The sequence below is a fragment of the Gammaproteobacteria bacterium genome, from assembly GCA_022340215.1.
GTDB lineage: Bacteria > Pseudomonadota > Gammaproteobacteria > JAJDOJ01 > JAJDOJ01 > JAJDOJ01.
Genome location: JAJDOJ010000043.1, coordinates 1 through 25590, shown reverse-complemented (window position 1 = coordinate 25590; position 25590 = coordinate 1). Strand labels below are relative to the sequence as shown.

At 61.7% G+C, this 25590-nt stretch carries 21 protein-coding genes and 5 pseudogenes; 14 read left to right on the top strand and 12 right to left on the bottom strand.

The features are described 5' to 3' along the window. Positions 1-362: 362 nt before the first annotated feature. Complete coding sequence (locus tag LJE91_03050; GenBank protein ID MCG6867723.1) at positions 363-836, top strand: hypothetical protein; 474 nt, start codon at positions 363-365, stop codon at positions 834-836. After that, a complete protein-coding gene (mdoH, locus tag LJE91_03045; protein MCG6867722.1) occupies positions 826-2979 on the top strand; it encodes a glucans biosynthesis glucosyltransferase MdoH in 2154 nt (717 codons plus the stop codon). The genes LJE91_03050 and mdoH overlap by 11 nt, the downstream gene beginning before the upstream one ends. An 11-nt stretch (positions 2980-2990) precedes the next feature. On the opposite strand, the gene lexA is transcribed toward mdoH, so the two are convergent. Continuing rightward, complete coding sequence (gene lexA / locus LJE91_03040) at positions 2991-3599, bottom strand: transcriptional repressor LexA (GenBank protein ID MCG6867721.1); 609 nt, start codon at positions 3597-3599, stop codon at positions 2991-2993. A 183-nt stretch (positions 3600-3782) separates the two neighbouring features. Here lexA and LJE91_03035 point away from each other — a divergent pair, with 183 nt between their 5' ends. The 3 genes from LJE91_03035 (at position 3783) to LJE91_03025 (ending at position 7115) form a co-directional block, all read left to right on the top strand. Next, positions 3783-4256 carry a hypothetical protein gene (locus tag LJE91_03035; GenBank protein ID MCG6867720.1) on the top strand — a complete coding sequence of 158 codons (474 nt, stop codon included), beginning with the start codon at positions 3783-3785 and terminating at the stop codon, positions 4254-4256. A gap of 391 nt (positions 4257-4647) precedes the next feature. Beyond that, entirely contained in the window at positions 4648-6513 is a 1866-nt protein-coding gene (ilvB, locus tag LJE91_03030; GenBank protein MCG6867719.1) for a biosynthetic-type acetolactate synthase large subunit, read from the top strand. 98 nt (positions 6514-6611) lie between these two features. Continuing rightward, on the top strand, positions 6612-7115 hold the full coding sequence (locus LJE91_03025; GenBank protein MCG6867718.1) for a histidine phosphatase family protein: 504 nt from the start codon (positions 6612-6614) through the stop codon (positions 7113-7115). A gap of 88 nt (positions 7116-7203) precedes the next feature. Here LJE91_03025 and LJE91_03020 read toward each other — a convergent pair whose 3' ends face one another. Then, positions 7204-7575, bottom strand: coding sequence for a hypothetical protein (locus LJE91_03020; GenBank protein ID MCG6867717.1), 372 nt, complete (start codon positions 7573-7575; stop codon positions 7204-7206). Between the two features lie 128 nt (positions 7576-7703). Next, positions 7704-10013: a LysM peptidoglycan-binding domain-containing protein gene (locus LJE91_03015; GenBank protein MCG6867716.1), complete on the bottom strand. Its 2310-nt coding sequence runs from the start codon at positions 10011-10013 to the stop codon at positions 7704-7706. A 400-nt stretch (positions 10014-10413) separates the two neighbouring features. Here LJE91_03015 and LJE91_03010 point away from each other — a divergent pair, with 400 nt between their 5' ends. Next, entirely contained in the window at positions 10414-10848 is a 435-nt protein-coding gene (locus LJE91_03010; protein MCG6867715.1) for a hypothetical protein, read from the top strand. 185 nt (positions 10849-11033) lie between these two features. Here the strand turns inward: LJE91_03010 and LJE91_03005 are convergent, their stop codons facing one another. From LJE91_03005 to arsS, 3 genes are read right to left on the bottom strand one after another with little or no spacing between them, the layout of a single operon-like run. Next, a complete protein-coding gene (locus tag LJE91_03005; protein MCG6867714.1) occupies positions 11034-11678 on the bottom strand; it encodes a TIGR04282 family arsenosugar biosynthesis glycosyltransferase in 645 nt (214 codons plus the stop codon). After that, positions 11675-12361, bottom strand: coding sequence for a TIGR04283 family arsenosugar biosynthesis glycosyltransferase (locus tag LJE91_03000; GenBank protein ID MCG6867713.1), 687 nt, complete (start codon positions 12359-12361; stop codon positions 11675-11677). Before LJE91_03000 ends, LJE91_03005 begins: the two co-directional genes overlap by 4 nt. Before the next feature lie 32 nt (positions 12362-12393). Next, positions 12394-13353 carry an arsenosugar biosynthesis radical SAM protein ArsS gene (gene arsS / locus LJE91_02995; protein ID MCG6867712.1) on the bottom strand — a complete coding sequence of 320 codons (960 nt, stop codon included), beginning with the start codon at positions 13351-13353 and terminating at the stop codon, positions 12394-12396. Between the two features lie 47 nt (positions 13354-13400). Between arsS and LJE91_02990 the strand changes: the two genes are divergently transcribed. After that, the gene (locus LJE91_02990) at positions 13401-14288 is read left to right on the top strand and encodes a cation diffusion facilitator family transporter (GenBank protein ID MCG6867711.1); all 888 of its coding nucleotides are present in this window, start codon (positions 13401-13403) and stop codon (positions 14286-14288) included. Between the two features lie 105 nt (positions 14289-14393). On the opposite strand, the gene LJE91_02985 is transcribed toward LJE91_02990, so the two are convergent. The 3 genes from LJE91_02985 to LJE91_02975 all read right to left on the bottom strand — a co-directional run bounded on the left by LJE91_02985 (position 14394) and on the right by LJE91_02975 (position 18073). Then, the gene (locus LJE91_02985; GenBank protein ID MCG6867710.1) at positions 14394-15701 is read right to left on the bottom strand and encodes a di-heme enzyme; all 1308 of its coding nucleotides are present in this window, start codon (positions 15699-15701) and stop codon (positions 14394-14396) included. A gap of 21 nt (positions 15702-15722) precedes the next feature. Further along, complete coding sequence (locus tag LJE91_02980) at positions 15723-16670, bottom strand: metallo-mystery pair system four-Cys motif protein (protein MCG6867709.1); 948 nt, start codon at positions 16668-16670, stop codon at positions 15723-15725. Positions 16671-17611: 941 nt separating this feature from the next. Beyond that, positions 17612-18073, bottom strand: a complete 462-nt coding sequence (locus LJE91_02975) for a hypothetical protein (protein MCG6867708.1) — start codon at positions 18071-18073, stop codon at positions 17612-17614. 300 nt (positions 18074-18373) lie between these two features. Between LJE91_02975 and LJE91_02970 the strand changes: the two genes are divergently transcribed. Together LJE91_02970 and LJE91_02965 are read left to right on the top strand one after the other, a co-directional pair. Beyond that, entirely contained in the window at positions 18374-18607 is a 234-nt protein-coding gene (locus LJE91_02970) for a type II toxin-antitoxin system Phd/YefM family antitoxin (protein MCG6867707.1), read from the top strand. Next, complete coding sequence (locus LJE91_02965; GenBank protein ID MCG6867706.1) at positions 18604-19005, top strand: type II toxin-antitoxin system VapC family toxin; 402 nt, start codon at positions 18604-18606, stop codon at positions 19003-19005. The genes LJE91_02970 and LJE91_02965 overlap by 4 nt, the downstream gene beginning before the upstream one ends. A 281-nt stretch (positions 19006-19286) precedes the next feature. Here LJE91_02965 and LJE91_02960 read toward each other — a convergent pair. The 3 genes and pseudogenes from LJE91_02960 to LJE91_02950 form a co-directional block, all read right to left on the bottom strand. Next, positions 19287-19709, bottom strand: a pseudogene (locus LJE91_02960) (site-specific integrase). A 173-nt stretch (positions 19710-19882) separates the two neighbouring features. Further along, positions 19883-20257 (bottom strand): glucose-6-phosphate dehydrogenase assembly protein OpcA, encoded by a 375-nt coding sequence (locus LJE91_02955; protein MCG6867705.1) that lies wholly within the window; start codon positions 20255-20257, stop codon positions 19883-19885. Positions 20258-20397: 140 nt separating this feature from the next. Continuing rightward, positions 20398-21643, bottom strand: a pseudogene (locus LJE91_02950) (glucose-6-phosphate dehydrogenase (NADP(+))). 19 nt (positions 21644-21662) lie between these two features. Here LJE91_02950 and LJE91_02945 point away from each other — a divergent pair. From LJE91_02945 to LJE91_02925, 5 genes and pseudogenes are all read left to right on the top strand, one after another. After that, positions 21663-21782 (top strand): annotated as a pseudogene (locus LJE91_02945) (transposase zinc-binding domain-containing protein). 661 nt (positions 21783-22443) lie between these two features. Beyond that, positions 22444-22557 (top strand): annotated as a pseudogene (locus LJE91_02940) (IS110 family transposase). A 178-nt stretch (positions 22558-22735) separates the two neighbouring features. After that, a pseudogene (locus LJE91_02935) lies at positions 22736-23058 on the top strand (transposase). Between the two features lie 291 nt (positions 23059-23349). Next, positions 23350-24603 (top strand): TolC family protein, encoded by a 1254-nt coding sequence (locus tag LJE91_02930; GenBank protein MCG6867704.1) that lies wholly within the window; start codon positions 23350-23352, stop codon positions 24601-24603. After that, positions 24596-25590 (top strand): efflux RND transporter periplasmic adaptor subunit (locus LJE91_02925; protein ID MCG6867703.1); only part of this gene is annotated, 995 nt, incomplete at its 3' end. The genes LJE91_02930 and LJE91_02925, both read left to right, overlap by 8 nt.

Genomic DNA, 25590 nt, shown 5'->3' with positions numbered 1-25590 from the left:
GTAGCGAGCATGATGGGAGAGCGAGATCGAATGTTCACGATTTTGAGGCGCATAGTGGGCCTACGCAACGAAAAATCGGGGGCATTTGAGCCGAGCTCCCATCAGCGCAGTAGATTAATCCTCAGTCCGACAGGCTCCTAGAACCAAGTAAGGCGATTGCTGTGTAACGATGTACCATCCTGTTTGTCTTTAGTCGCCCGTCCTCTGTGCTTCGACAACCGTTCCATAGTTCGACTATGCGTCTGTTGTCGCGTCTTGATGACGAACGAAAATCCGGCGTAATCTGGTATGTCATTTTCCGGCAATCGCCTAAAGCATCAAATCCACCAGAGAATTCCAACTGTTAGCGAGTCTATAGCACAATGAAAGACGAAAGAGTCCTGCCCGTACCGCACCGCGATGCCGTGACGGTCTTATCTGCCGATGCCTGGCAGCGTACATCCGTTCGTGTCGCGGCCTACTATGCCAGGCTGGGCTACACCGGCGCGGAACGCGACGAGCGCGTGTCCCGCACCCTGTCGAGAGCCTGGCAGCGCGCGACCTGGGCGCCCGGCAACAGCGTCGAGCAGCTCGCCTTCGAGCAGTTGCATCTCGACATGGTGGCGGAACGGGACACCGACGCCCCGGCTGTCAGCCCGGTGCAGGCGTCGGCCCGATCGCGCGTGCGCGGCTGGTTGTCGAGATCCGAAAACGCCGAACTTTCCACCATGCCGCAGTTGAGTTCGCGGACCTGGTCCTTCCCCCTGCTGGTCCGCCGCGCCATGGTGCCGGAGCGCCAGCAGCCGCGTCTGGCGCGACTGGTGCTGAGGAAGCTGAAACGTGGTCATGCCGCATAAGAGCGGACACGATGTCACAACAAGGCAATTCGATGGCTGGACAGCCTCAGCCTTGCGGCGTCGGGCGGTACTCGTCGCACTGGTCGTGCTGCAGACGATCCTTGCGACACAGTATCTGCTGGAAGTCCTTCCCGATGCCGGCAAGAGTTGGCTGGAACTCGGGATCGCGCTGCTCTTCGCCGTGTTGTTCGCCTGGATCTCCATGGGCTTCTGGACGGCATTCGCGGGATTCGTGGTCACGCTGGTCCACGGTGACCGCCTGAGGATCACGCGTCTCGAGGACTCCGATGTCGCGGCGGACACGCCCCTGGTGCGTACCGCGATCATCATGCCCATCTACAACGAAGACGTCTCGCGCGTGTTCGCTGGCCTGCGCGCGGCGTACCGAGCCCTCAAGGTCTCGGGTACGCTCGAAAACTTCGATTTCTACGTTCTGAGCGACACCACCAACCCGGACATCCGTGTGGAGGAAGAACGCGCCTGGGCGGGTCTGTGCCGCGAGGAAGACGCCTTCGACCGGGTGTTCTACCGCCGCCGTCGCGTCAACATCAAGCGCAAGACCGGGAACATCGCCGATTTCCTGCGGCGTTGGGGTGAGAACTACCGCTATATGGTGGTCTTCGACGCCGACAGCGTCATGTCGGCGCGATCCCTGGAACGGCTCGTCCGCCTGATGGAGCAGCGCCGGGAAATCGGAATCGTCCAGACTGCCCCGCTCATCGTCAACCGCGAGTCGCTGTACGCCCGTATCCAGCAGTTCGGCAATCATGTCTACGGGCCGGTGTTTGCGGCCGGGCTTCACTACTGGCAGCTCGGGGACGGTTACTACTGGGGCCACAACGCCATCATCCGCGTCAAGCCCTTTATGGACCACTGTGGACTGGGCCGCTTGAGCGAAAAGGGCCCGATGGGTGGCGAGATCCTGAGTCACGACTTCGTCGAGGCCGCGTTCATGCGCCGTGCCGGCTGGGAGGTCTGGCTGGCCTATGACATGGACGGCAGCTACGAGGAGACACCGCCAACACTCCTCGACGAGCTGAAGCGCGATCAGCGCTGGTCACAGGGCAATCTGCAGCATACGCGCCTGGTGCATGCCTGGGGATTGCGGTTCGTCCACCGGATGATGTTCTTCTACGGGATCATGGCCTACGGGTCGTCGCTGCTCTGGCTGATCCTGCTGGGATTCAGTACCGCCGACATCTTCGTTCAGGCCGCCAAGGTGCCGGTCTACTTCTCGGAGCAGCCTAGTCTCTTTCCGGTCTGGCCCATCTGGCGTCCGGAGCTGTCGCTGGCCCTGCTCGGTTCTACCGCGGCCCTGCTGTTCGTGCCCAAAGTGCTCTCCGTCGTGTTGATCGCGATTCACCGCGATCGGCGCCGGTTGTTCGGTGGGGATCTCGGTCTGATCGTCAGCATGTTGCTCGAGATCCTGTTCTCGGTACTGCTTGCCCCGGTGCGGATGTTGTTCCACGCCCGCTATGTGATGCTGACCATGATGGGCCTGAAGGTCAGTTGGGGAGCCCAAAGCCGCGAAGATGCACGCACGACCTGGTCCGAGGCTGTGAGGCGGCACGGATTCGGCACCTTGCTGGGCCTGGTCTGGGGCGCGGCGATCTATCGCTATGCGCCGGGAAATCTCGTATGGCTGTCCCCGATCATCGGTGCCCTGCTGCTCGCGATCCCCATTTCGGTGATTTCGAGCGAGGTCGGACCGGGGCGTTTCACCCGCCGGCTCAAACTCTTCAGGATCCCGTCCGAAACTCGACAGCCGGACCTGTTGCGCTGGGTCGACGAAGGGCTCGAGCAGGCCAGGGCGGCTCGCGAGCGTGACCCCCTCTACGGATTCACCCGTGCAGTGACCGATCCGGTCACCAATGCGCTGCATCTTTCCCTGATCCCGCAGGAATCCCGGCGGGGCGCCACAGGCGAGAAGTCGCTGATCGAGCTGCGGGAACGGGCACTGTCATCGGGACCGGACGCGCTATCGGGTGCCGAGCGCAACGCGCTGCTGGACGATGCCGACAGCATGGCGTGGCTGCACGCAAGGGTCTGGGAGACGACGGACAGTGTGGTGGCAGCGCACTGGGGGGTGACGAGCGCGGAAGGGGCTGGAACGGAGTTCGGACCGCAGCCGACACCGGTGTGACCAGCGGCCAATTACAGGTTCTCGTTTCGAATCACCCCCACAACCAGCCCCTCGATACAGAAATCCGCTCTCCGCGTATCGACCCTCAGGGTCTCGAACTCGGGGTTCTCGGGTATCAGGTAGGCGATATTCCCGCGCATTCGAAATCGCTTGACGGTGACTTCCCCATCGATACGGGCCACCACGATCTGTCCGTTTCGAATGTCCACGCCCCGGTGAACGGCCAGCAGATCGCCGTCCAGGATCCCCGCGTCGCGCATGCTCATCCCGCTGACGCGCAGCAGATAGTCCGCCCGGGGCTGGAACAGGGCGGGACCCAGGCGGCAATAGTCCTCGATGTGTTCCTCGGCCAGAACCGGACTGCCGGCGGCCACGCGGCCCACGATGGGTAGACCGGGATCGCGGCGGCGCTTCGCGATGCGGATGCCTCTCGAGGCATGGGGGATCAACTCGATGGCGCCCTTGCGCTCCAGTGCCTTTAAGTGGTCCCTGACACCGTTGGGGGACGTAATCCCCATGGCGCCGGCGATCTCGACGATGGTCGGAGGCATTGCCTCGGTCCTTATGTAATCCTTAATGAAATCAAGCAGTTCTGATTGTCTGGCGGTCAGTTTCTGCATCGCGCGGCTCTTTACTGTCGATATATACAGTATAGATCATTGACCGGGCCTGACAAGCTGTATGGAAGTGGTCAGCTATCAGCGACTGGGGTCGACGCGGCGTGGGGTGCTAAACTGAAAAGAAAAGCAAGGGAAACACGACACCACCGGATGGTTACCGGCAACCAGCAGGAGGGCAACGGTATGATTCAGACGGATGCGATCGAACTGGCCGGGACCCCTCCACCCTGGAGCGTCACCTCGGTCGATCGGTTCGTGGCTTCCGCCCTGGAGCGGGCCGAGCGGGAAGGCGGCGAGCTGCCGGCACATTTCCATCTCACGATGTGTCCCTGGGGGGAACGCAACGCGGCCGCCCGCCAGGGCGGCGAGTGGCACGGCGTCATGGACCCACGCTATCGCCTGGTCCACTTCACCGGTTGTGGCAGGCCCTATCTCGTCGCGATCCTGACCGGGATCGACGCGGCGCAACGGCAGCAACAGGCCATGCGCTACCTGCCCTGGTCAGAGCACTACTCGGCCTCACGGGAAGGCGGATCCCTGCGCCTGCAGTTCGTCGCCGAGGTCGAGCAACCGGAGGTCGATGCGCACGACGCGTTCGAGGGACGTGGACGAACCTTGGTCGAGTTGTTCGAAAGCGGGGAGATCCACACCTGGTAGCGCCCCGGCCACGCCTTGCACCGTCCTTAGGCGATTTCTGTCAAATGACATACCATCCTGCTTGTCTTTTCGTCCGTCCTCTGTGTTGCGACAACAGTGACATAGTTAGACTATGCGTAGACTATGCGCCTGATGTCGCGCCTTGATGACGAACGATCCCGGCGCGGCGCTGTCCCTGCTTTGCTTGGGCACCGGTCTTGGGCTTCCTGCCCAAGCCGTTCACTGCTTCGCAGCTCACCCGGCGCAATCTGGTATGCCATTTTCCGGCAATCGCCTTAAGGGCCGGCGCGATGCGCCATGCAAGCGCCCAGTGCCTGGGATAAAATGTCGGTCATATTCGCCGGGTAAGCATTAACGATGCCACCCTGTCCCCAACGTGTTGGAATGTCGTATGAATCAAGTCTCAACCGCCCAGATCGAGGACGCCGCCGAGGTGCGTGAAAACAACGGACACCCGCTGGCCGGCAAGCAGATGACGGGTGCGGAAATCATCGTACAGGTCCTCGCCGACGAGGGTGTCGACACGATATTCGGATACAGCGGAGGGGCGATCCTCCCCACCTACGATGCCGTGTTTCGGTACAATGCGCATCACGGCCAGTCCATGCCGCTGATCGTACCTGCCAACGAACAGGGTGCGGGCTTCATGGCGGCGGGCTACGCGCGCGCCAGCGGCAAGGTCGGTGTCGCCATGGTGACATCCGGGCCCGGGGCGACCAACACCGTCACCCCGGTGCGTGACTGCATGGCCGATTCTATGCCGATCGTCGTGATCTGCGGGCAGGTTTCCACCGCCGCGATCGGCTCGGACGGGTTCCAGGAGGCCCCGATCGCCAACATCATGGGGGCCGTGGCCAAGCATATCTTTCTGATCACGGATCCCGGCAAGCTCGAGGCGACGATGCGCACCGCATTCGAGATCGCGCGCACGGGTCGCCCGGGACCGGTAGTTGTCGATATCCCGAAGGACATCCAGAACTGGCCGGGGATATTCCAGGGCGCCGGTGTGTTGCCGGTGCGCGGGTATCGCCAGAGAATGCACGGCTGGAACGAAAACCGCCTGTCGGTGAAGCAGTGCGAGGCGTTCTTCGAGCTACTCGGCAAGAGCCGCAGACCACTGCTGTACGCGGGTGGGGGTGTCATTAACGGGAATGCAGCCGAAGAATTGGGCGTCTTTTCCGACACGTTCGGCATCCCGGTCGTCACCACCCTGATGGGAATCGGCAGCTTCGATACCACCAAGCCCCTGTCCCTGCACATGCTCGGCATGCATGGGACGGCATACGCAAACTACGCCGTGGACGACTGCGACCTCCTCATTGCGGTGGGGGCCCGTTTTGACGATCGGGTTGCGGGCGTCCCCGAAAAGTTCGCGCCGCGGGCCCGGGCCATCGCGCACCTGGATATCGATTCGTCCGAGATCGGCAAGGTCAAGAGTGCCGACTGGTATCACGTTGGCAAGCTGGGGGACAGTCTTACTGCACTCAGCGAGCATGGCGAACGAATTGGATTCTCCCCGGATTACAGCGCCTGGCGCGAGCACGTCCGGGAGTTGAAGGAAACCTACGCCATGAATTACGACAGGGAGAGCCAGGTGATCCAGCCCTATTATATCGTCGAGGAGTTGAACCGGCACACGCAGGGAAACGCCATCATCTCTACCGGTGTCGGGCAGCACCAGATGTGGGCCGCGCAGTACTTCGATTTCAAGTCGCCCCGGTTGTGGATGACCTCGGGCAGCATGGGGACCATGGGTTTCGGTTTGCCGGCCGCGATCGGGGCCCAGTTCGCCTGCCCGGATCAGATGGTGATCGACATCGACGGGGACGGCAGTATCCGCATGAACCTCGGCGAACTGGAGACCGTGACGACCTACAACCTGCCGGTCAAGGTCGTCGTGCTCAATAACTTCGGCGACGGCATGGTGAAACAGTGGCAGAAGCTATTCTTCAAAGGGCGCTTGTCGGCCAGTGACAAGTCGCTGCACAAGAAGAACTTCGTCAAGGCGGCGGAGGCCGACGGATTCGAGTACGCGGTCCGTCTGGAAAGCAAGGAGGACGTGCCGCGGGTGATCAAGGAATTTATTGAGTTTCCAGGCCCCGCGTTCCTCGAGGTCATCATCGATCTCGACGCATGCGTCTACCCCATGGTGGGTCCGGGAATGGCGTATTCGGAGATGATCACCGGTGATTTCATCCCGTCGCGCGAATACAAGGACAAGGACGTGGAGGACGTGGATGCCTCCAGTATGTTCTAGAACCAGCCACTTTCTATGACATCGAAGCGCTGTTTTTTCCGCGGGCTGCTCGGGTCAGGGGCCGTCGATGTGTTCGGCTGGGGATGCCCTGGGGGACGATGTTGAGAGTTCTCACGCTGGTACGACATGCCAAGTCGAGCTGGAAAGACGCCGCACTCGACGACGCCGATCGACCGCTCAACAAGCGTGGCAAACGAGACGCACCGGAGATGGGCAAGCGCCTGGCGAAGGTCGGTGCGAAACCCGCGGTCATCGTCTCGAGCCCGGCGAAACGGGCACGCAGGACCGCCCGGGCGATTGCCCAGGCGCTCAGATATCCCAAGGGAAAGCTGGTCGAGAAGCCCGCGGTCTATCTGGCGTCGGTCGACGATCTGCTGGCGGTGCTGGGCGGGATCGACAGTGAGTTACGCGACGTAATCCTGGTCGGCCACAACCCCGGCATCACGGAACTGGCCAATTTCCTCACCGGCGAAGCTATCTCCAACATCCCCACCTGTGGTGTCGCGCGAATAGGCTTCGAGGTGGATGACTGGGCCTCCCTGGGGCCCGGCAGCGGACACCTGGAGTGGTACGACACACCGAAATCCTCCCGTCGCAAGTAGCGGTTAGGTCCGATAAAAGTGTCGCCCGGATGAAGCGGCAGTGAAATCCGGGCATGTCGCCTAACAAATCAGCGACAGACCCAGCGAATTATTCAAAGTCGCTACCGATCTTGCATTCAATGCCGTCGTTGGCCGCGATGTCGTGGAGGGCAGTTCGACATGCCTGGATCTCGGCTGGGTTGAGCACGGCAGATGCGTGCTCTGCCTGGGTGAAATTGCCCTCTACGATGCACGTACCACCGCTGTTGCCATTATCGAATACGCGGAGGAAGTTCATGTCACCGTCAGCTGTCTCTGTGCCTATTTGTGTCAACACGATTTGCGCGCCGTCAGTGTTGATCTCACAGTTTTCAGTTTTGAACGGGTCTTCGGTTCCAGAGCCTTCGGTCTTAAGAGGATCGCCAAAAACGCGATCGCCGAAGATGGCTTTACCCGAGCGCCGTCCGTCGCAGGGGCACACGGTTTTGCCTTCTTCTTGCGGTTTGGTGAGTCTCCCGAGACTAACACGCGCTGGTTCGGTTATGGCGGAATGCGCCGTTGGTCTCTGCAGAAAGAATGGGCGCTGATAACCCGGTAAGTCAGGACCAGCTACGCGGCGCAGGCCCTGTCAGGTGTGGCCTGTTGCCCTTCGGGACTGCAGTCTGTAGCCGAAGCCCCGTTCTCCTCACGCAGTTCGATCACCGGAAAGCGCACCGTCATCCCGGCCCGGAACGTATTCAGATTGAGGTCCGGATTGTACTGGCGAAGCAGCCATACGGGTACCCTGTAGTCCCTGACGGTCAGCAGCCAGAGCGATTCCCCTTTGCGAAGTACATGTTCGCGTGTCTCGCGGATACGGTAATGATGGAAGAACTCGGTCTGGATCGCGAGGTGGAACGCGCGTCGCTGCTCCTCGAACGCCTCCCGGTCGATCCGGCCGAAGTCCAGTTTGAGGCGCCTGCCGATTGGCACCGGTTTGCCGTATTTCAGGCCGTTGATGTCCCGTAGCTTCTGAGTGTTGATCTGCAGCCAGTCCGCGTAATGCCCGAGGGTCTCGGCGGCCTGAACCTCGATCGTCCCGTCGGCGGCCACCGAGTAGTCTGTGGGATCTGCGGACAGGTCTGAGTGCATCTCCTCGGGCATGGCGGGACCCAGGATCTCGGTTTCATCGCGGGCCTGGGCCTCCACCATGGCGATCTCGGCTTCGCTGTTCGCGTCTGCTTCGTGTGTCCCCGGCGAGTCGCTGCTGTCCGGCATTCCCGAGAGAACGCCTTCTCCGGTCACGGGCGGGGACAGCCGCAGGTTCTGGCCGACGTAGATGCGGTTGGCATCCGGTATCCCGTTCCAGGCCATCAGGTCGGTGCGGGAAACGCCGTGGTGGGCCGCGACGATAGACAGGGAATCCCCGTTGCGTACGCGGTGCGTTTCGGGTCGGAGGCTCCCGTTTTTTCTCGAGGCCGGTCCCGCCGATATCTTCAATGCCTGTCCGACGTAGATCCGGTCGGGGTCACTGAGCCCGTTCAGGGCCATCAGCTCGCTTCGCGGCACGTGATAACGATCCGAGATTTCCGACAGGGATTCGCCGCGACGCACCTGGTGCGTTCGTCTTCCGTCGCCCTGCGGGGCGGGGGAGGGTTGCGCCAGGGCCACCGTGATCGGGCCCGGCTCGCTGAACGGCAGGCGCAGCACCTGACCGGCGCGGATTTGGTGCCGGTTGTGGAGGGTATTGATTTCCAGCAACTGCGCAGTCGTGAATCCGTGCGCGCTGGCGATCTGCGAGAGTGTCTGGCCGCGTCTGACCTTATGGGTCCGGTCGGGTCGCTGCCTCGCGTAGCGCCTGTCTGGCGGAATCGCATTGATCGCCGTGGCGAGTTCGATGCAGTCGCCATCACATTTCAGCCGTAGCGGGTAGCCTTTCGGCACGAACTTGTCGCCTCGCCAGACGGCGGGGCGAAGCGCGGGATTGAGCGACCGGAGTTCCGCCTTCGGGACGTTCAGGGTCTTCGCCAGCGTGGCGGAGGGGACGTAGGCCGGAACCTCGAAAACCGTGCGCTCCTCGGAGCCGGCCGACTGAAGCGGCGCATAGCGTTGCGCCGCCTCCCGGTCGGCCTGAAGCGCGGCGAGAAAGGCGACATAGAAGTTTCTCGAAGCGAACCCGAAGGCGCGGCCCTTGTATTCCCTCACGATCGGAACGATATCGGTGCCTCCGAGCTCCGCGACGGCCCTGCGCACCCCGGATGCCCCGTGATTGTAGGCCGTGATTGCCAGCGGCCAGGTGCCCGTGAGTTCATGGTTGTACTTCAGCAGGCGCGCAGCAGCGTCCGTGCTGGTGTAGGGGTCGAGTCGCTCGTCGACCACGTGGTCGACCCGCATGAATCGCCGGCCGGTCGAACGGGTGAATTGCCACAGACCCACGGCGCCCACGCTGGAGCTGACCCCCGGATTGAAGGACGACTCGACATGCGGCAAGGCGCTGAGTTCGCGCGGTACGCAATAGGCGGCGAGCGTCTCCTCGATGTGTGCCCGCCACTGACCGGAGCGTACCCAACCGTCCCGGAACCGGTCGGATTGACCGAGCTGAAAGCGCAGCCGTTTCGCCGCCTTGCGGAGTTCCTCCGGCGTTGCATTGCGCTTGCGCCACATGTCGTCGACGATCTTCCCCTCTGCGGACAGATTGTCACGTCTCCCGTCGGCCAGTGCGAGAAGGATCTTGCGGTACTTTTCCTTTGCTCGATTCACCCGGTCCGCGCGTATCTTTGCGGGTTCGTAGTCCGGCACCGCGATCAGTTCGTAGATGACACCGAGGTCGCGATTGTCGTGGACCAGACCGTGGCTCGTATCGACACCGGTGTATATCAGCTTCCAGAATGCGATGTCCGGCTCGAGTTCTGTGGGGCGAGGAAAGGGGGACTGTTCCACGGGGGTGTCGCAAGCCAGTGCGATAGTGACCGTGAAAAACAGGCACAGACCCGGCCAGAGAGACCGGATCGGGAAAGGTGGCCGATAGCGACGGCAGGAAACCTGCTGTCGCCGTATCGATCTAGCGATTGTCATTTCTCTTGTTTGTCGCCATCACTGCGCGGTGCGATCGATCTGCCTTTCGGTACCGCCAGTTTCACTTGCGCCAGCCGATAACCACAAGGCGGGTCGCGACCTGGTCGCTATGTTAGGAAGACGGGTCGCCGTAGTCAAAGGTTTCACCCCGGGGGCTTGTCGCTCTCGTATCCCGCAGGCAATGGTTCACGCCATGAGCCCCGATGGCAATCGGGTTATGATCCGTGTGAACCCGGCCGGCTGCGGAGACCCGGGAGAAGAATCCATGAAACAGGGGGGACGGCAATTGAAAGCGAACTACCCGATGCTCGTGTTGGCGCTGCTGGTACTCGCTTTCTCGACGGCGTGTGCGCACGTCGAGGAGAGGGAGCAGGTCAACGCCTTCAAGAAGGATGTACTGGACTACGGAAGGATGTTGCGCTGGAGGAACTACGAGGATGCGACCCGCTTTCTTCGCAAGCGCGACCACACCCGGGTCGAGTCGCACCCGGAGGACCTGAAGGAGCTGCGCATCACCGCCTACGACCTGGTTCGGACCACGTTCACACCGGAAGGGGACGAAGCCGAGATCGTGGCGCGGATCGAGTACTACTACGACGGCTCGAACGTGGTCAAGGAGATCGAGGACACACAGGACTGGTGGTACGAAAAGGAGGAAAAGCGCTGGTACCTGGACGGGAACCTGCCCGAATTCGAGTAGTTGCTGGTGGACTGCGCTGCACCGCGCTTGTCCACACTACCGAACTACCGAACCCGATTTCGACGGGTGTGCACGGGGTAGGGTGGACAAGCAAAGCGCAGTCCACCAGTTGAAAAGGATCGTTATTCCCCGGCCCCGCCGGTGTATGGAGTAGAAGGGTGGACAAGCGTAACGCAGTCCACCAGTTACCGATTGCGGCCGCCCAGAGCCCTGTCGCGCAGGACAGGGGGCAGGAAGGCGAGATCTTCGGGTCGGTCGATGTCCGGCAGCGGCGGCAGTTCCTCCCAGCGCCAGCCGAGGCGCCGCAGGGCGGCGCGGGTCTGTTCCACTACCCTGACCCCTCCCCAGTCGATACCCGTGAACAGGTCTGGGTGGGCGGCCCTGGATCCGATGAGTACGTAGCCTCCGTCCAGTGCGGGCCCGAGGACCACAGGGACGTCCTTCGACAATACGTCGAAGGCCAGGCCCAGGTATTCGACATCGAGGTCCGGGCAGTCGGTCCCAACGATGACGACTCGCCCGGCCCGCAAGAGCGATTCGAGGAGTGCGGTATACATCCGTCGGCCCAGGTTGCCGTCAGGCTGGGGCATGAGCGGCACGCCGAACCGGGCGGCACAGTCGCGGAAAAATGCGTGATCCGGGTCCGGTGCGCACCACAGGTCAACGGCGACATCGTCAAGCCGGCTGCAGGTCTCCAGCGTGCGCATCGTTAGGGCGCGATGCAGTCTGGCGCAGCCCTCCGGACGTAGCACCGGTTCGAGGCGGGTCTTGACCCGCCCGGGTACCGGCCCACGGGCGAACACGGCGATCCGCCGCCCGTGCCGTTTCATGAGGATTTATCGTAGTAGGCTCGTTCGAGCGCGGCCGGATCGGCGCCCAGATAATAGCGCAGCCTGAATTCCCACATCCGCAGTACGCTGCGGGCAATGCCGCGTTGTTCCCAGTAGCGGCTCGAGGCGGTTACCCGTTGCCGTAAATGGACGGGTCTTGCCTTGGTCCTGAGTCGCCGGCTGATGGCAATGTCCTCCATTAAAGGCAGGTCCGGATAGCCCCCGACGGACTCGAAAAGACCTCGGCTTACGAACATCGCCTTGTCGCCGGTGACCACGCTAGTGATCCGGCTACGCAGGTTCATCATCGACTCGATGATCCGGAACGCGATCGGTTTGCCGGAGAGCCTCACATCGAAGCAGCCCCAACGTGGCGTTCCGCCCTGCAAGGCGTCGAGGACAAGTTCGTCCGCGCGTTCGGGCAGTGAGGTGTCGGCGTGGAGGAACAGCAGGACCCCGCCGCTTGCCGAGGCGACGCCGGCGTTCATCTGCCGTGCACGGCCTTTCCCTGATCGGATCACGGTATCGGCATGTGCCTCGCAGAGTTCCAAGGTCCCATCGCCACTGCCGCCGTCGATGCAGATGAGCTCGTGGCCACGCGCCCGCAGAGGGGCCAGGGCGCGGATCGCCGGGACGATCCGCCCGGCCTCGTTCAGCACGGGCATGACGATCGAAATCTGCACCCTAGCCGCCAGGGATTCGCCACATCGCCGGATCAGTTCAGCGCGCCGCTGCAGCTGCTGCCCTGCCCGGCCGTGCAGCCGTAGCAGTGGTCGGCTACTCGCACCGGCCTTCCGTCCAGTGCACCGGCGTCCAGTTCGCGGATATGCACCGGGCGTCCGGATCCGTTCACGTTGAGACCCAGCATCTGGTTGAAGTCGCAGTCGTAGACGTATCCTCGATAGTCGATGCTGATGAGCGTGCGGCACATCACCTCGCAGAGGTTTTCGTCCCTGTGAGCCTCGTGCAGCAGGGACATGTAGTCACCAAACTCGCCTCGGGAGACCAGCGTGCTGCCGAAGCGGGCGATCGGCATGTTGGCCAGTGAATAGAGTCGATTGAAGACGATGCCATAGCGCCCGTCGAGCTCACGTGCGTAGTCCGCCTGCAGACCGCACTGGGGTGGGGGCAGGGTGGGGCCGATCGGGTTATAGACCAGGTTGAGTTCCAGACCCGAACCCGGTTGTCCGTATCCCAGCGCGTTGAGTCGCCTCAGTCCTGCCAGGCTGCTGCGGAACACGCCATTACCCCGTTGCGCGTCGACATTCTCCTCCAGGTAGCAGGGCAGCGAGGCGATGATCTCGATCCGGTGTTCGGCCAGGAACGCCGCCAGGTCGGACTGGTCTGGCTCTTCAAGGATGGTCAGATTACAGCGGTCGATGACATGGCGGTGAGCCTCGCGGGCGCCCCCGACCAGTCGCCGGAACCACGGGTTCAGCTCCGGCGCGCCGCCGGTGATATCCAGGACCTCCGCGGGACTGTCCACGAAAAATCGAAGCACGGTTTCGACCGTTTCGCGGGTCATCTGCTCCCTGCGGTTCGGACCCGCGTTGACGTGGCAATGCAGGCAGGACTGGTTGCAGCGGTAACCGAGGTTGACCTGTACCGTCCGCAGACCGGCGCGCCTGACGGCGGGAAAATCGGTGTCTTCGAGTAGTGGTAGCATCCGGTGCATGGTCGCTCTACCTTCGTTGACGAACGCGAACCCATTATACTTTTGTCATGAACAGAGAACACGACAGCGCATCGTTGCTGCGCCTGGCGACGCGGGCATCCGTTATCACCGCGGCGATACTGATCGCCGTGAAGCTGGGCGCCTGGCTGGTCACCGACTCGGTGAGCATGCTGGCCTCGCTGGTCGATTCCCTGGTGGATGCGGCCGCGTCCGTAATTACCCTGTTTGCGGTTAGTTATTCTCTCGAACCGGCCGACGAGGAACATCGTTTCGGGCACGGCAAGGCGGAGTATCTCGCCGGGCTCGCACAGTCGACCTTCATCGGTGGGTCGGCGATCCTGCTGTTGCTGATGTCGATAGACAGGTTGCTACATCCCCAGCCGATCGAGCGGGTCGGCGTCGGTGTCGGTGTGATGGTGTTCTCGATCGTCGCGACACTGGTGCTGTTGATGCTGCAGCGTCACGTGATCCGCCGAACCGGGTCGGTGGCGATCCGCGGGGACTCGCTGCACTACCTGACGGACCTGTTCACCAACCTGGGCATCATCGCCGCACTGGTGCTTTCGGCCTTCGGGTGGCCGGGTTTCGATCCCCTGTTCGCGATGGGGATGGCTTTCTACATCCTCTACAGCGCCTGGCGCATCGGATACGACTCGGTACAGTTGTTGCTGGACCGCGAACTCCCGGTCGAGGTTCAGGAAAACATCAGGGGAATCGCGAGTGGACACGACTCGGTGTGGGGGATCCACGAACTGCGGACCCGGCAGTCCGGGCGCACCTGGTTTATCCAGCTACACCTGGAGATGGACGGAGCCCTGGAGTTACGCAAGGCGCACCGCATCGCCGACGAGGTCGAGGCCCGGATCCAGGAGGCCTACCCCGAGGCGGACATCATCATCCACGAAGACCCCTTCGTCGCGGAAACCAAGGTCTGATTGCCTTTGCGCGGGAACAATCCTGGGCGCGGGAGCAGAAAATGCCCCCGCCGCGACGGTTCGATACCGGTCGTGGCGGGGCGGGCGCACACGATGTTCCAAGAATCAGGAACAGTCGGGGTGGGCGGGCAGGTTACCGAAGGGATCACTGAACGCCGGGTCGCAGATGAATTCCCAATCGGTCAGGCTGCGGAAGAAGTTCAACAGGTCTTCCCGTTCCTGACCCGTCAGATCGAAGCCTGAAATCAGGCTGCTCTTGAACGGGTTTTGCGCCCCGTCACCGGCCAGGGGGCCGTCGTTGATCAGGCGGCCGCCGCGCATGTAGTGGTCGACCGCGCTCTCGAGGGTCGCGATGGAGCCGTCGTGCATGTAGGGGGCAGTGAGTTCGATATTGCGGAGGCTCGGCGCCCGGAACCGTCCCATGTCGTCGTCTTTCTGGGTGAATTCCCAGATCCCGGTGTTGTTCGTCGGGTAGGCGCCCGTCCCGTTGATGTTGTACAACCCGTTGTTGTTGAACTGCGTCTGGTCGAAGGCCACGCCCTCGTGATCGACCGACTGGCTGAGGTTGAACCCACCATGGCAGTGAAAGCACTCCAGGCGTTCACCGAAGAACAGTTCGCGTCCGCGAACGGCGGATTCCGACATGGCCTGGGCATCGCCCCGGTTGGCATTGTCGAAGGGCGATGTGGCCGAGATCATGGTGCGCTGGAACGAGGCGAGGGCCTTGATAACGTTGTCCGTGGTGACCGGATCAGCCTGGTCCGGATAGGCTCGCGCAAAGAGATCGGTGTAGACGGGATCGTTGGAGAGCCGGGCGAGGATCTCGTCCTCACGGTCACTCCAGCCGAGTTCGACGGGCGTCTGGTTGAACAAAACACCCAGGGCCTGCGATTCGAGGGTGCGAGTATTCGGATTGGCCCAGTTGAAGGCGGAATTGTAGGCGACGTTCGCCAGCGCCATGCTGTTGCGCGCGTGCAGTTCGTTTGCGGTGATCCCGATCGCCTTGGGAAGGCCGTCGGTAAAGGCCTTCGCGGGCTGATGGCAGTCGGCGCAGGACCGCCCTCCGTTCAGCGAGAGTCTGCGGTCATAGAACAGATGACGGCCGAGCTCGACGCCCTCGACCGTGGTCGGGTTGTCCGCCGGGATCCGGGGCATCGGAAACCCTTGCGGAAGGTTCCACTCCCAGGTGGCGGCCGGAACCCGTCCCGGGTCCTGCGGGGTCGGTTCGGTCTGCGGCGCCGCTCCGCCGTTCGAGACCGGATCACTCGTCGACTGTGACGGTGTCGAGTCGGTGACGGTGGTCCCATCATCTCCGCCACCGTCTCCGCAGCCTGACAGAAGCGCTGCCAGCAGAGCGCTGCCGATGAGGGCTGTCCGTGCGGGCAGTGACGGATGGTTCGCGTACCGTGCCATGTGTCGACTCCTTGTAAGGCGTTATCGCGGAAGGATTCCGAAGAACCGCTGGGGATCCTCGCCGGGGTAGTTCTGGGGTGCGTTCTGCCCATCGTCAAAGACGAAGTCCAGCCCGAATTTCGGCAGGATCTCGATGCATTCGGGATCCGAGTTACCGGACATGCAGCCTGGCGCCGAACCCGCCACGTTGGTCGCGATGTCGGAATCCTCCAGGATCCGGTCGAGATAGGCACCGACCGTATCGACATCGGCGTCGAAGCCGGTCAGGCAGACGCGGGGACGATTCTGGAACTTGCAATTCGCGATGGGCGTGGATGTCTTCCCGTCCGCTTTGCAGCCGGTGCTGCCCAGGTGAACGTTATATCCGACCGCGGCGCCATCGGGATCTCCGACTCCGTCGAGGCGGACGAACTTGTGTCCGCCCTGCCAGTTCCAGAACATGCCGCTGATATTGAGCGGGGAGGGCTGCAGGGTGTTGTCGAGGTGGTTTTCCTCGAAGGGTATACCGAGCGTGAAGCAGATCCCGGTGAACACAACGTCCTCGTCATTAAGGATCGTGCCCGTGACGAGGCGGCGCATTTCCGCGGTGCCGGTGTCGCAACCGTTCTCGAAGTCCAGCAGCGCGACGTTGCGGTACTGCCATTTGCCGTCCTGCTCCAGCGAGACGGGGACCTCTTCTCCTGTGCCGCTCACCAGCGCGGGTTCGCTGATGTAGATCCTGAAGTCGTTGGCCCGAAACGCATTGGCGATGCCCGTGCCGACGCCTTCGTAGGTCGTTCCGCAGACAAAGGCATCGTCACCGACCCGTCCGTCGAAACGGATTGAGGCTGAGCGGGTCTCGGCCTTCGGGGTGTCGCCGGCCGGGGTCAGGGTATTGTCGATCCCGTTGCCGCCATCGTCGCAGCCTGAGGACAGGAGGATTGTGAGCGCCGTTGCGAGCGCCATTCCCGTAGTCGTTGGGGTTCTCATCACTTTCTCACTCCCTGAATATGATGAACTCGTGATTCCATTCCGTGACGCGGCCAGCTGTCCAAACGGTAGATCGCGGAATCGAACCGTTTGGGTTTCCCGGCCGGTTGCCCCTAAATTCGTGCATCAGAGTATATTGATATTCTATTTGCCGACCGATGCGACACCGTGTCGCAGGTCAAGTTGTTGAGAGCCGCCCGGGGAGCGAGAGCAGGATGTTCCGCAAGGGGCGGAGTTGGCGCAGCGACCGGCGCGCGTGGGGGCAGCGGTAAAGATGGATGGTCTTGGGTCGTCCAGAAATTTTTTATATTAAGAGATATAACAGTAACTAAAAATACTAACCTAATGTAAAATATTCGTTATAGGATTGCGGTGTCGCTGAACAAGCGCCAGGCGGGTGCGTGCTCTAAGGTACGGTGAGACCCGGATTGTGCCCCCCATGGACATGGGACGCCCCGCCTGTATCAATGTTCGGAATGTGATGTGCGGCACACGGATCTCCACCGCGTACTGGTTACGAGTGCGCCACTTCGATCCAGTTCGAACCCGTGTGGATCCGCAGACGCGTGATTCGGGCCGGCGGGTGCCGGGCGGTCTGATACCTCTGCATAGTTCGACTATGCGCCCGTTGTCACGCCTTGATGACGAACGAAAATCCGGCGCGATCTGGTATGCCATTTTCCGGCAATCGCCTAAGCCGCCGTACCACGAACGCGTGCGCAACGAACGGATGAATTAAGCCGGATCATGTTTTGCGAGAATCCCAGTACCCATCGGGTTCGAAGGGTGGTGTGCCCCACGAGCCAGGGCCTTGCAGGCGCTGACACCGATGCGAACCAAGTGGAACCTGAGGAACATGTATTTGACCGTGTTGCGCAGTCCACGGTCACGGTATCCGAAGGCGACCCGGTACATCGGGGTGGACCAGTTCAGGTAACCGTTCACGGGGTTGCGCGACACCACGGGAGCACGGTGCTAAGCGAGTGTCTTGATTTACCTACGTCGCCGCGAACAGGCGGGCGGCTTCGCCGGGCTGCAGGCGCCGGTCGCGCGGACGTCCGCCGGGCGGCAGCTTGATTGATATCGCGCACCGGGTTATGGACATGTATGCCCCATTCCTTGTGCGCCACCTCAAAGACATGGCCGAGCAGGACCGGGTCGCGTTTCACGGTCGCCGGGGTGACCTTGCGCAACCGCTCGTCGCGCCAGCGGGCGATGTCGACGCCGCTGACCCCGGCGACAAAGCGGCGGGCGAGGGGATGGCACATCATCAGGCGCAGGCGGTTGGTTTCGGGCTCCGCGCCCTTCTTCAGCGGGGTGACCTCGTCGAGGTAGCGTTCGAGCAGTTCCTTGAGGGTGGTCGACTCGGCCTCCGCGCGTGAGACGAACGCGCCTTTGTCCATCTCGACCTCGATGGCGCGTGCCCACTGCTCGGCCTCGGCACGGGTCTCGAAGGTCCTGGTCTGCAGCGGGTGACCTACCGGACAGGAAGTCCCAATGCCGCGGAGCCCAGGGGTAAGCGAGAGCGGCCTTCTTTACGGAGCCCGATCGGGGCGGCAGCCTTTCGCCTGCGGTCGTGGTCGGGGCGGCGTTCCTAGCCGAGGCCGGTCTGTCGATCGGTCCCCTGGAGCGGCCAGACCGGTTGATAGATCAGTCGCAGGCGCTATAATTATGACTATCGTTATATGACTATGGCCATAATTATGGAAACCGAAGTCTCTAAATCGCAGTTCAAGGCAAAGGCCCTGGAGATACTTCGCCGGGTCGAGGCCACCGGCGAGCCTGTTCTGGTAACAGACCACGGAAAGCCCACAATCGAGGTGCGCCGACATCGCTCTCTCGAGCGTTCTCCGCTCGACCTGCTTCGAGGCAGCGTCGTGGATTACCTCGACCCGACCGAGCCGGTGGGTGAGCAAGACTGGGAGGCGCTGACATGATCGTCGTGGACACCCACGCGTTGATCTGGTGGGTGAACGACGATGAGCAACTCTCCGACAGGGCGCGCAAAGCGATTGAGAAGGAGATCAGCGGCGAGGATGGACAGGTGTTTATCTCGACGATAACCGCCTGGGAGATCGCTTTGCTTGTAGAAAAGGGTCGTCTGACTTTGACGATGGATGTTAAAGACTGGATTGATACCGTGACCGCTATCGAGGGCGTTCGTTTTGTCCCCATAGATAACGAAGTCGCCATTCAATCGGTGAGACTGCCGGGTGAATTTCACCCCGACCCCGCCGATCGAATGATCGTCGCGTTGGCTAGACGCCTATCGACCGTTCTGATCACCAGCGATGCGAAGATCCAGGCCTACAAACACGTAAAGACGATCTGGTAAACAACCCACTTGGACAAGACATTAACCGGCATTTCCATTCTCTGCCGGGAAATGTACGTATTCCGACCCAAGCTGACCGCCCATTCCGATTGAATGTGACCGGTCATTCCGACGCACCTTCGTCTGAATACGCAAAATGCTGGTCAACATTTCGCAGATGAAGTAAACAAGTTTTGAGGGATCGGCAGCCGCTACCGACGATGTTTCATTCGGGCAATGCTGACCATTGGGCGAGGGCACAGTAACCGTCCCCCGGCAGAGCCGGGGGATGCTTACTCGATTCACCCCAGCTTCAACGCCAAATCCTCCGCCTTCAGATGCGTATACCTGCGCAGCATGCGTAGGTCCTTGTGTCCGGTGATGCTGGCGACCTCCATGATGTTCAGCCCTTTCTCGAACAGCCGGGCCGTGGCCTCGTGGCGCAGGTCGTGGAAGCGGAGGCCCTCGATACCGGCCCGGCGTATTGCGCGCATGTAGGAGCGCTTGACCGCCTCGGTGGTGACGCCGGGGAAGACATTGCCGTGCAGGCTGCGGGGCAGGTCGCGCAGTACGGCGACGGCGGTCGTCGACAGTGGCACGGTCCGCGCCTCGCCGTTCTTGGTATCCGGCAGGTGTGCGGTGCGACGGTGCAGGTCGATGTGCTCCCAGCGCAGGCTCAGCAGTTCGCCCTGACGCATCGCGGTCTCGGTCGCCAATTGCATCAGCCCCCGACGCTAAGAAAACCGAACCCACTTGTGCTCAGGAAACTGGACCCACTAAATGCACACCTGCAGGTAAATATTCTGCTTCTTTTAGTTGAAAATTTTGTTGTTGTGAGCCTGTGAACACTGTGGGCGAGAAGCCAGAGAGTGTGGTCAGCTTGTGGGTAACAGGGATGTTATCCATCAGGCTGTCCACACGTCCCGAGATCGGCAAGCGTGTCGAACAGCGCTCCGGTCGATGTCGGCGTACCGGCGCCCGCCCACCACAGTGCGGTCGGCAGATCGCCGATGAGCAGGGGCCGGACCACGGAGGCGACCCGGTCCACATCCTCGACATAGAACTCAACGAGAATGTGTTCGCAGCACAGCTGGATACCGTCTCCGAGGCGCCGGCAGTGGGCGTACACTTCGGCGAGTACGGGTTGGCCTCGATCGGCCCCGGCGGCCAGCAGCAGCACTCGGGCGGGGTGACGCACGACCAGCAGTGCGATGCTCTCCGTCAGATCCTCGATCTGGTCCCGGTGGTCGCAGACAATGATGACGTTTGACATACTCGCCCGGGTCACGGCCGCGCCGATCTTTACCGCCTCGCGCTGCATGTTCTCCCAGGCGGAGTCGAGCTGGCTTTCGATCTCCCGCACGCTGACCGGAACCGGGGCATTGTCCTGCACGTCAGGTGTCGTCGGGCCGGTCATATCACCCGCCATTGGAATCGGTCGGATGCGATCAGCCGGTCCGCCTCCACGGGACCCCAGGTGCCGGCCGAGTATTCCGGCAGCCAGCGCACGGCTGTCCTCCCATTCGTCCAGTATGGTCTGGATCCAGGCCCAGGACGCCTCGACGGCATCGCGGCGCATGAACAGCGTCGCATCCCCCGCCATCACGTCCAGCAGCAGGCGTTCGTACGCCTCGGGGGACTGGCCGCCGAAGGTGGAGCCGTAGCGGAAGTCCATCTTCACTGGGTAGATGCGCACCCGGGGTCCCGGCAGTTTGGTGGCGATGCGTAGCGAGAGGCCCTCGTTGGGCTGGATGCTGAGCGCCAGGACGTCCGGTTCCAGCGGGCGGCTCATGTCGGTGTTGAACAGGATGTGCGGCACGGGCTTGAACTGCACGGCGATCTCGCTGGCCCGCTTGGGAAGGCGCTTGCCGGTGCGAATGTAGAACGGCACGCCCGCCCAGCGCCAGTTGTCGATGAAAAGCTTGAGGGCGACGTAGGTTTCGATGACCGAATCGGGCGCCACGCCGGCTTCCCGGCGGTAGCCGGGGACGTCCTCACCCTGGAAGTACCCGGGTGCATACTGGGCGCGCACCACGCAGTCCTCGACGACCCTGCGGGAGAGGGGACGCAGGCAGTGAAGCACATCGAGCCGGCGGTCCCTGATCACGTCGGCGTCCATGCTCCAGGGTGGCTCCATGGCCATCAGCGAGAGCAGTTGCAGGATGTGATTCTGCACCATGTCGCGCAGCGCGCCGGCACCTTCGTAGTAGCCGGCGCGGGTGCCCACCCCTTCCTGCTCGGCCACGGTGATCTGCACGTGATCGATGTGTTTGACGTTCCACAGGGGTTCAACCTCCTCCAGCCGGCGCTTGAGGGCCTGGTAGCTTTCCGGGTCGTCGAAGGTCCCGCGCTGATAGAAGACTGTGCGCTCGTAGTCCGCCCATTGCGCCTCGGTCAGTGTCTGACGCGAGAACTCCTCGATCCTCGAACGTGCGAAGTCCCGGTAGGAGTCGTCACTCAGGTCTTCCAGCGAGAAGCCCATCACCGCGAAGTTGGTCGGCAGCACGGCGTCGAGTCCCAGGTTGTAGATCGCCGGCAGCAGTTTTCGTCGGGACAGGTCCCCGGCCCCGCCGAAGATCACGAGGGTACAGGATTGGGGAAACAAGGACCCCGAGCCGGAGGTAGAGGACAAGGGATTGGCTTGTGTCGATTGATTCATGAAACCTCTGACCAGTCCGTTGCCGAACTACGTGCAACGGGAGTTTGAGGACTATCTGCGATGCGGCCGTCTGGAGCACGGCTTTCTTCGGGTGCGTTGCGATACCTGCCACGCCGAGCATCTGGTCGCGTTCAGCTGTTGTCCGCAGTCGAAGACTATCCGGACTCGAAGGGGAGAAGGGAGGTGTTGGGGCTCAGGTACGCACGAGGGTTGAGTCCGGGCGCTCCTGGGTGCTTAAAGTCGCTGCACTACTACCGCAGATAGTTTCCGTCCCCGAGCGATGACGCCCCGCGGGGTAAGAATCCGTGCGTGGTTCCAGTAAAAGTATTCGCGCACCGTCGGGCGGACGCAAGCTGACCGAAAAACCGAACTCCGTCGAGTTTGCGTTACTCCCCGGCTCCCTTTCGAGGATATTTTCGGATCGAAGACCGACTCTTCGCTTGGCTTTCCAGCCAGGAAATATCAGGAGTGCAGCCATCCCAACAGCCCGTGAATCCAGGGGTTGCTAGCCTCGACTCCGGATAGTCTTCGACTGCAGACAATGAATAGGTTCAACAGCTGCTATCGTGAATTCGCGATAGCAGCTGGAAATACCGTGGGTTCTGCCCGAGCTACGGCGTATGGTGCATAGCCGAGCGCGCCGCGTTGCTGGTCGATGAGGTCTTTCCCGAGCAACCGGTGCGCCAATAATGGAATGGTCCGCCCCGCTTCCGAAACCGGCGTTAACGCGCCAGACTGGCGATTCCAGTCAACCAGATGAAGCGGAGCGAACCGTGAAGAAACATACCGAAAATCGAGAAGTGAAAGTAATGGGCATCGACTTGGCCAAGAACAGCTTTCATGTATACGGTGTGGATGCCAACGGCCAAAAGGTCATCAGCAAGAAGTTGAGCCGCCAGAAGCTTAAGGCGATTTCTGTCAAATGACATACCATCCTGCTTGTCTTTTCGTCCGTCCTCTGTGTTGCGACAACCGTTACATAGATCGACTATGCGCCTGTTGTCGCGCCTTGATGACGAACGGAAATCCGGCGCAATCTGGTATGCCATTTTCCGGCAATCGCCTAAGGAATATCTGGTGGCCCTCCCGGTGTGTACGATTGCGACGGAGGCGTGCGCGGGAGAGCACTATTGGGCTCGGCTGTTTGAGTCGTACGGGCATGAGGTGAGGCTTATCGCGCCGCAGTTCCTCAAGCCCTATGTCAAATCCAACAAGAACGATGCGGCGGATGCTGAGGCGATCTGTGAAGCGGTGCAGCGAACCAACATGCGTTTTGTGGCCGTCAAGGAGATCGGGCAACAGGATATTCAGGCGATCCATCGGATGCGCAGCCTGGCCGTGGAGCGCCGAACAGCGCAGTCAATCAGATCCGGGGTCTACTTCTGGAGTACGGCATCGCGATACCGGTCGGTCGGTCGGTTTAATTTGCTCAAGCGCCTGCCCGAGATTCTACCTATCGCTCTCACCAGCTGATTTGCCCGTATCTGTTTCGCTGCTGCTTATGGCAGCCAGAATTAGTCGTGACCTGACCATCTTGACTGGATAGGGAGACCATCATGGGTTTCACCCGGCGTATTGAACGGCACATGTGCAACAGTGCTGTGGATAGGGTAACAATCGTTGGGCATGGTAGCCGTTCTGTTCTGGAAACTCCGGCATGGCGGACCGTCCTGTGGATAGCCGTCCTGTTGTTGGTCCCGGGACCGATGCCGGTTTTGTCGGCAACCCCGGTACACCTTGAGAACGAATACCTGCTGTCACTGGAGGATGCCATATCAATGGCGATCGAGGGCAATCCGGGGCTTGCGGAAATGCAGGCGCGCGCCGAGGCCATGGCGGCCGTCCCGTCACAGGCGGGCTCATTGGCGGATCCCATGGTGAGCTTTACCGCCCTGAACTTTCCGGTTGACACGTTTTCCCGCGACCAGGAACCCATGACCCAGCTTCTGTTCGGGATCGAACAGGCACTGCCGTTTCCCGGCAAACTGGCATTGAAGGAGCGCGCCGCTGAATTCGACGCCGATGCAGCCGTCAGCAATGTCGATGAAGCCCGGCTGCGCCTTATCCGCAATGTGAAACAGGGATGGTGGGATATTTTCTACCTTGACCGGGCGCTGGAAACGGTTTCCCGCAACCAGGACCTGCTGCGCCAGTTCGTGCAGATCGCCCAGACCAAGTACACGGTGGGGGAAGGCCTGCAGCAGGAGGTGTTGCTGGCGCAGGTTGAATTGTCCCGGCTGCTCGACCGCAAGGTGGAACTGCAGGGCATGCGCCGTCAGCAGGCCGCGCGCCTCAATGCGCTGCTGGACCGGAGCGCCAGTACACCGGTGGCGTTGCCGGAACAGGTGGATAAAACGCTGGCAGGGATACTGCCGGAGGCGCAATTGTACACGCGAGCCGAGGCCGCCCGGCCGTTGCTCGAACAGCGTCGGCAGGAGGTCGAGGCGGCCCGGACCCGGCGGGAATTCGCCCGGCGCGATCGCTATCCCGATTTCAGTCTGGGGGCCGCCTATGGATTCCGCCAGGGCGAGAACCCGGATGGCAGTTCGCGCCCCGATTTCGCCTCGCTGCGTCTGGGCATGAGTCTGCCGCTCTACGCCGGTCGCAAGCAGAACAGGGCGGTGGACCAGCGCACCAGCGAACTCCTGCAGAAGCAATACGCACTGCAGGATGAATGGAACAAGGTGCAGGCTGAGATCACCGCGGCGCTGGCGGACTACCAGCGCGCCAATGAACAGGTACAGTTGTACAAGACTGGCATCCTTCCCCAGGCCCGGCAGTCGGTCGCCTCCATGCTGTCCGGTTACCAGGTCAGCAAGGTGGATTTCCTGAACCTGGTGCGAGCGCAAGTCACCCTCTATAACTACGAGACCCAGTACTGGAAATCCTTCAGTGAGGCCAACCAGGCGCTGGCACGCCTCGCGGCTGCCGTGGGCGAGGAGGTAATCCATCATGAATAAGCAGGCGCTAATCGGTGTGCTGATTGCCCTCCTGCTGGGTAGCGGGGGCGGCTATTGGGCGGCAACCTGGCTCGGGAGTGGGGGTGTCCCCAGCGAAAGGGATAAGGCAATGACGACCGCCGGGAACAGGGTGCTGTTCTATCGCAACCCCATGAATCCGGCGATTACCTCCTCGGTACCGGCCAAGGACGAGATGGGCATGGACTATATCCCGGTCTATGCCGAAGAGGAAAAACAACAGCAGGAGCCCAAGATCCTTTTCTACCGTAATCCCATGAATCCTGCGATTACCTCGCCGGTGCCGGCCAAGGACGAGATGGGTATGGACTATGTCCCGGTGTATGCCGGGAAAAACGCCGGCGACGAAACCGAGCCTGCCGGCACGGTCAGGATCGATCCTGTGACCGTACAGAATATCGGCGTACGCACGGCGGTGGCGCAACGCCAGTCAATCAGCCGGCAGATCCGTGCCGTGGGCCGTGTCGATTTCGACGAGGAGCGACTGTCCCGCCTGCATCCCAAGACCGAAGGCTGGATCGAGGAACTGTATATCGACAAGACCGGCGAACAGATCAAGAAGGACGCGATCCTGCTCAGTATCTATTCCCCTCAACTGATGACCAGCCAGCAGGAATACCTGCTGGCCCTGAACAGCCTCGATGCGCTCAAGCAAAGCCCGTATGCGGAGATCCGCAAGGGGGCGCAAGACCTGGTCGCCAGTTCCCGGGAGCGGCTCGAATTGCTGGATGTGCCGGAACACCAGATCCGCGAACTGGAGCTCACACGCAAGATCAAGAAGAACCTGCATATTCATTCGCCCTTCGACGGGGTGATCATGAATATCGGTGCGCGTGAAGGACAGTATGTCACGCCGTCGACCGAACTCTACAAGATCGCCGACCTCACCCGTGTCTGGGTCATCGCGGATGTCTACGAGAACGAGGTGTCCTGGATTCAGGCCGGTGATCCTGTGGACATGAAGCTAGA

Excerpts from the sequence above, each read along its gene's own strand:
- LJE91_02930 (MCG6867704.1), top strand. The coding sequence starts at position 23,350 with ATGCCGGTTTTGTCGGCAACCCCGGTACACCTTGAGAACGAATACCTG.
- LJE91_03010 (MCG6867715.1), top strand. The coding sequence starts at position 10,414 with ATGAAACAGGGGGGACGGCAATTGAAAGCGAACTACCCGATGCTCGTG.
- LJE91_03050 (MCG6867723.1), top strand. The coding sequence starts at position 363 with ATGAAAGACGAAAGAGTCCTGCCCGTACCGCACCGCGATGCCGTGACG.
- lexA (MCG6867721.1), bottom strand. The coding sequence starts at position 3,599 with ATGCAGAAACTGACCGCCAGACAATCAGAACTGCTTGATTTCATTAAG.
- LJE91_02990 (MCG6867711.1), top strand. The coding sequence starts at position 13,401 with ATGAACAGAGAACACGACAGCGCATCGTTGCTGCGCCTGGCGACGCGG.
- LJE91_03005 (MCG6867714.1), bottom strand. The coding sequence starts at position 11,678 with ATGAAACGGCACGGGCGGCGGATCGCCGTGTTCGCCCGTGGGCCGGTA.
- arsS (MCG6867712.1), bottom strand. The coding sequence starts at position 13,353 with ATGCACCGGATGCTACCACTACTCGAAGACACCGATTTTCCCGCCGTC.
- ilvB (MCG6867719.1), top strand. The coding sequence starts at position 4,648 with ATGAATCAAGTCTCAACCGCCCAGATCGAGGACGCCGCCGAGGTGCGT.
- LJE91_02985 (MCG6867710.1), bottom strand. The coding sequence starts at position 15,701 with ATGGCACGGTACGCGAACCATCCGTCACTGCCCGCACGGACAGCCCTC.
- LJE91_02965 (MCG6867706.1), top strand. The coding sequence starts at position 18,604 with ATGATCGTCGTGGACACCCACGCGTTGATCTGGTGGGTGAACGACGAT.
- LJE91_03035 (MCG6867720.1), top strand. The coding sequence starts at position 3,783 with ATGATTCAGACGGATGCGATCGAACTGGCCGGGACCCCTCCACCCTGG.
- LJE91_02975 (MCG6867708.1), bottom strand. The coding sequence starts at position 18,073 with ATGGACAAAGGCGCGTTCGTCTCACGCGCGGAGGCCGAGTCGACCACC.
- LJE91_02970 (MCG6867707.1), top strand. The coding sequence starts at position 18,374 with ATGGAAACCGAAGTCTCTAAATCGCAGTTCAAGGCAAAGGCCCTGGAG.
- LJE91_02980 (MCG6867709.1), bottom strand. The coding sequence starts at position 16,670 with ATGAGAACCCCAACGACTACGGGAATGGCGCTCGCAACGGCGCTCACA.
- mdoH (MCG6867722.1), top strand. The coding sequence starts at position 826 with ATGCCGCATAAGAGCGGACACGATGTCACAACAAGGCAATTCGATGGC.
- LJE91_02955 (MCG6867705.1), bottom strand. The coding sequence starts at position 20,257 with ATGTCAAACGTCATCATTGTCTGCGACCACCGGGACCAGATCGAGGAT.
- LJE91_03025 (MCG6867718.1), top strand. The coding sequence starts at position 6,612 with ATGTTGAGAGTTCTCACGCTGGTACGACATGCCAAGTCGAGCTGGAAA.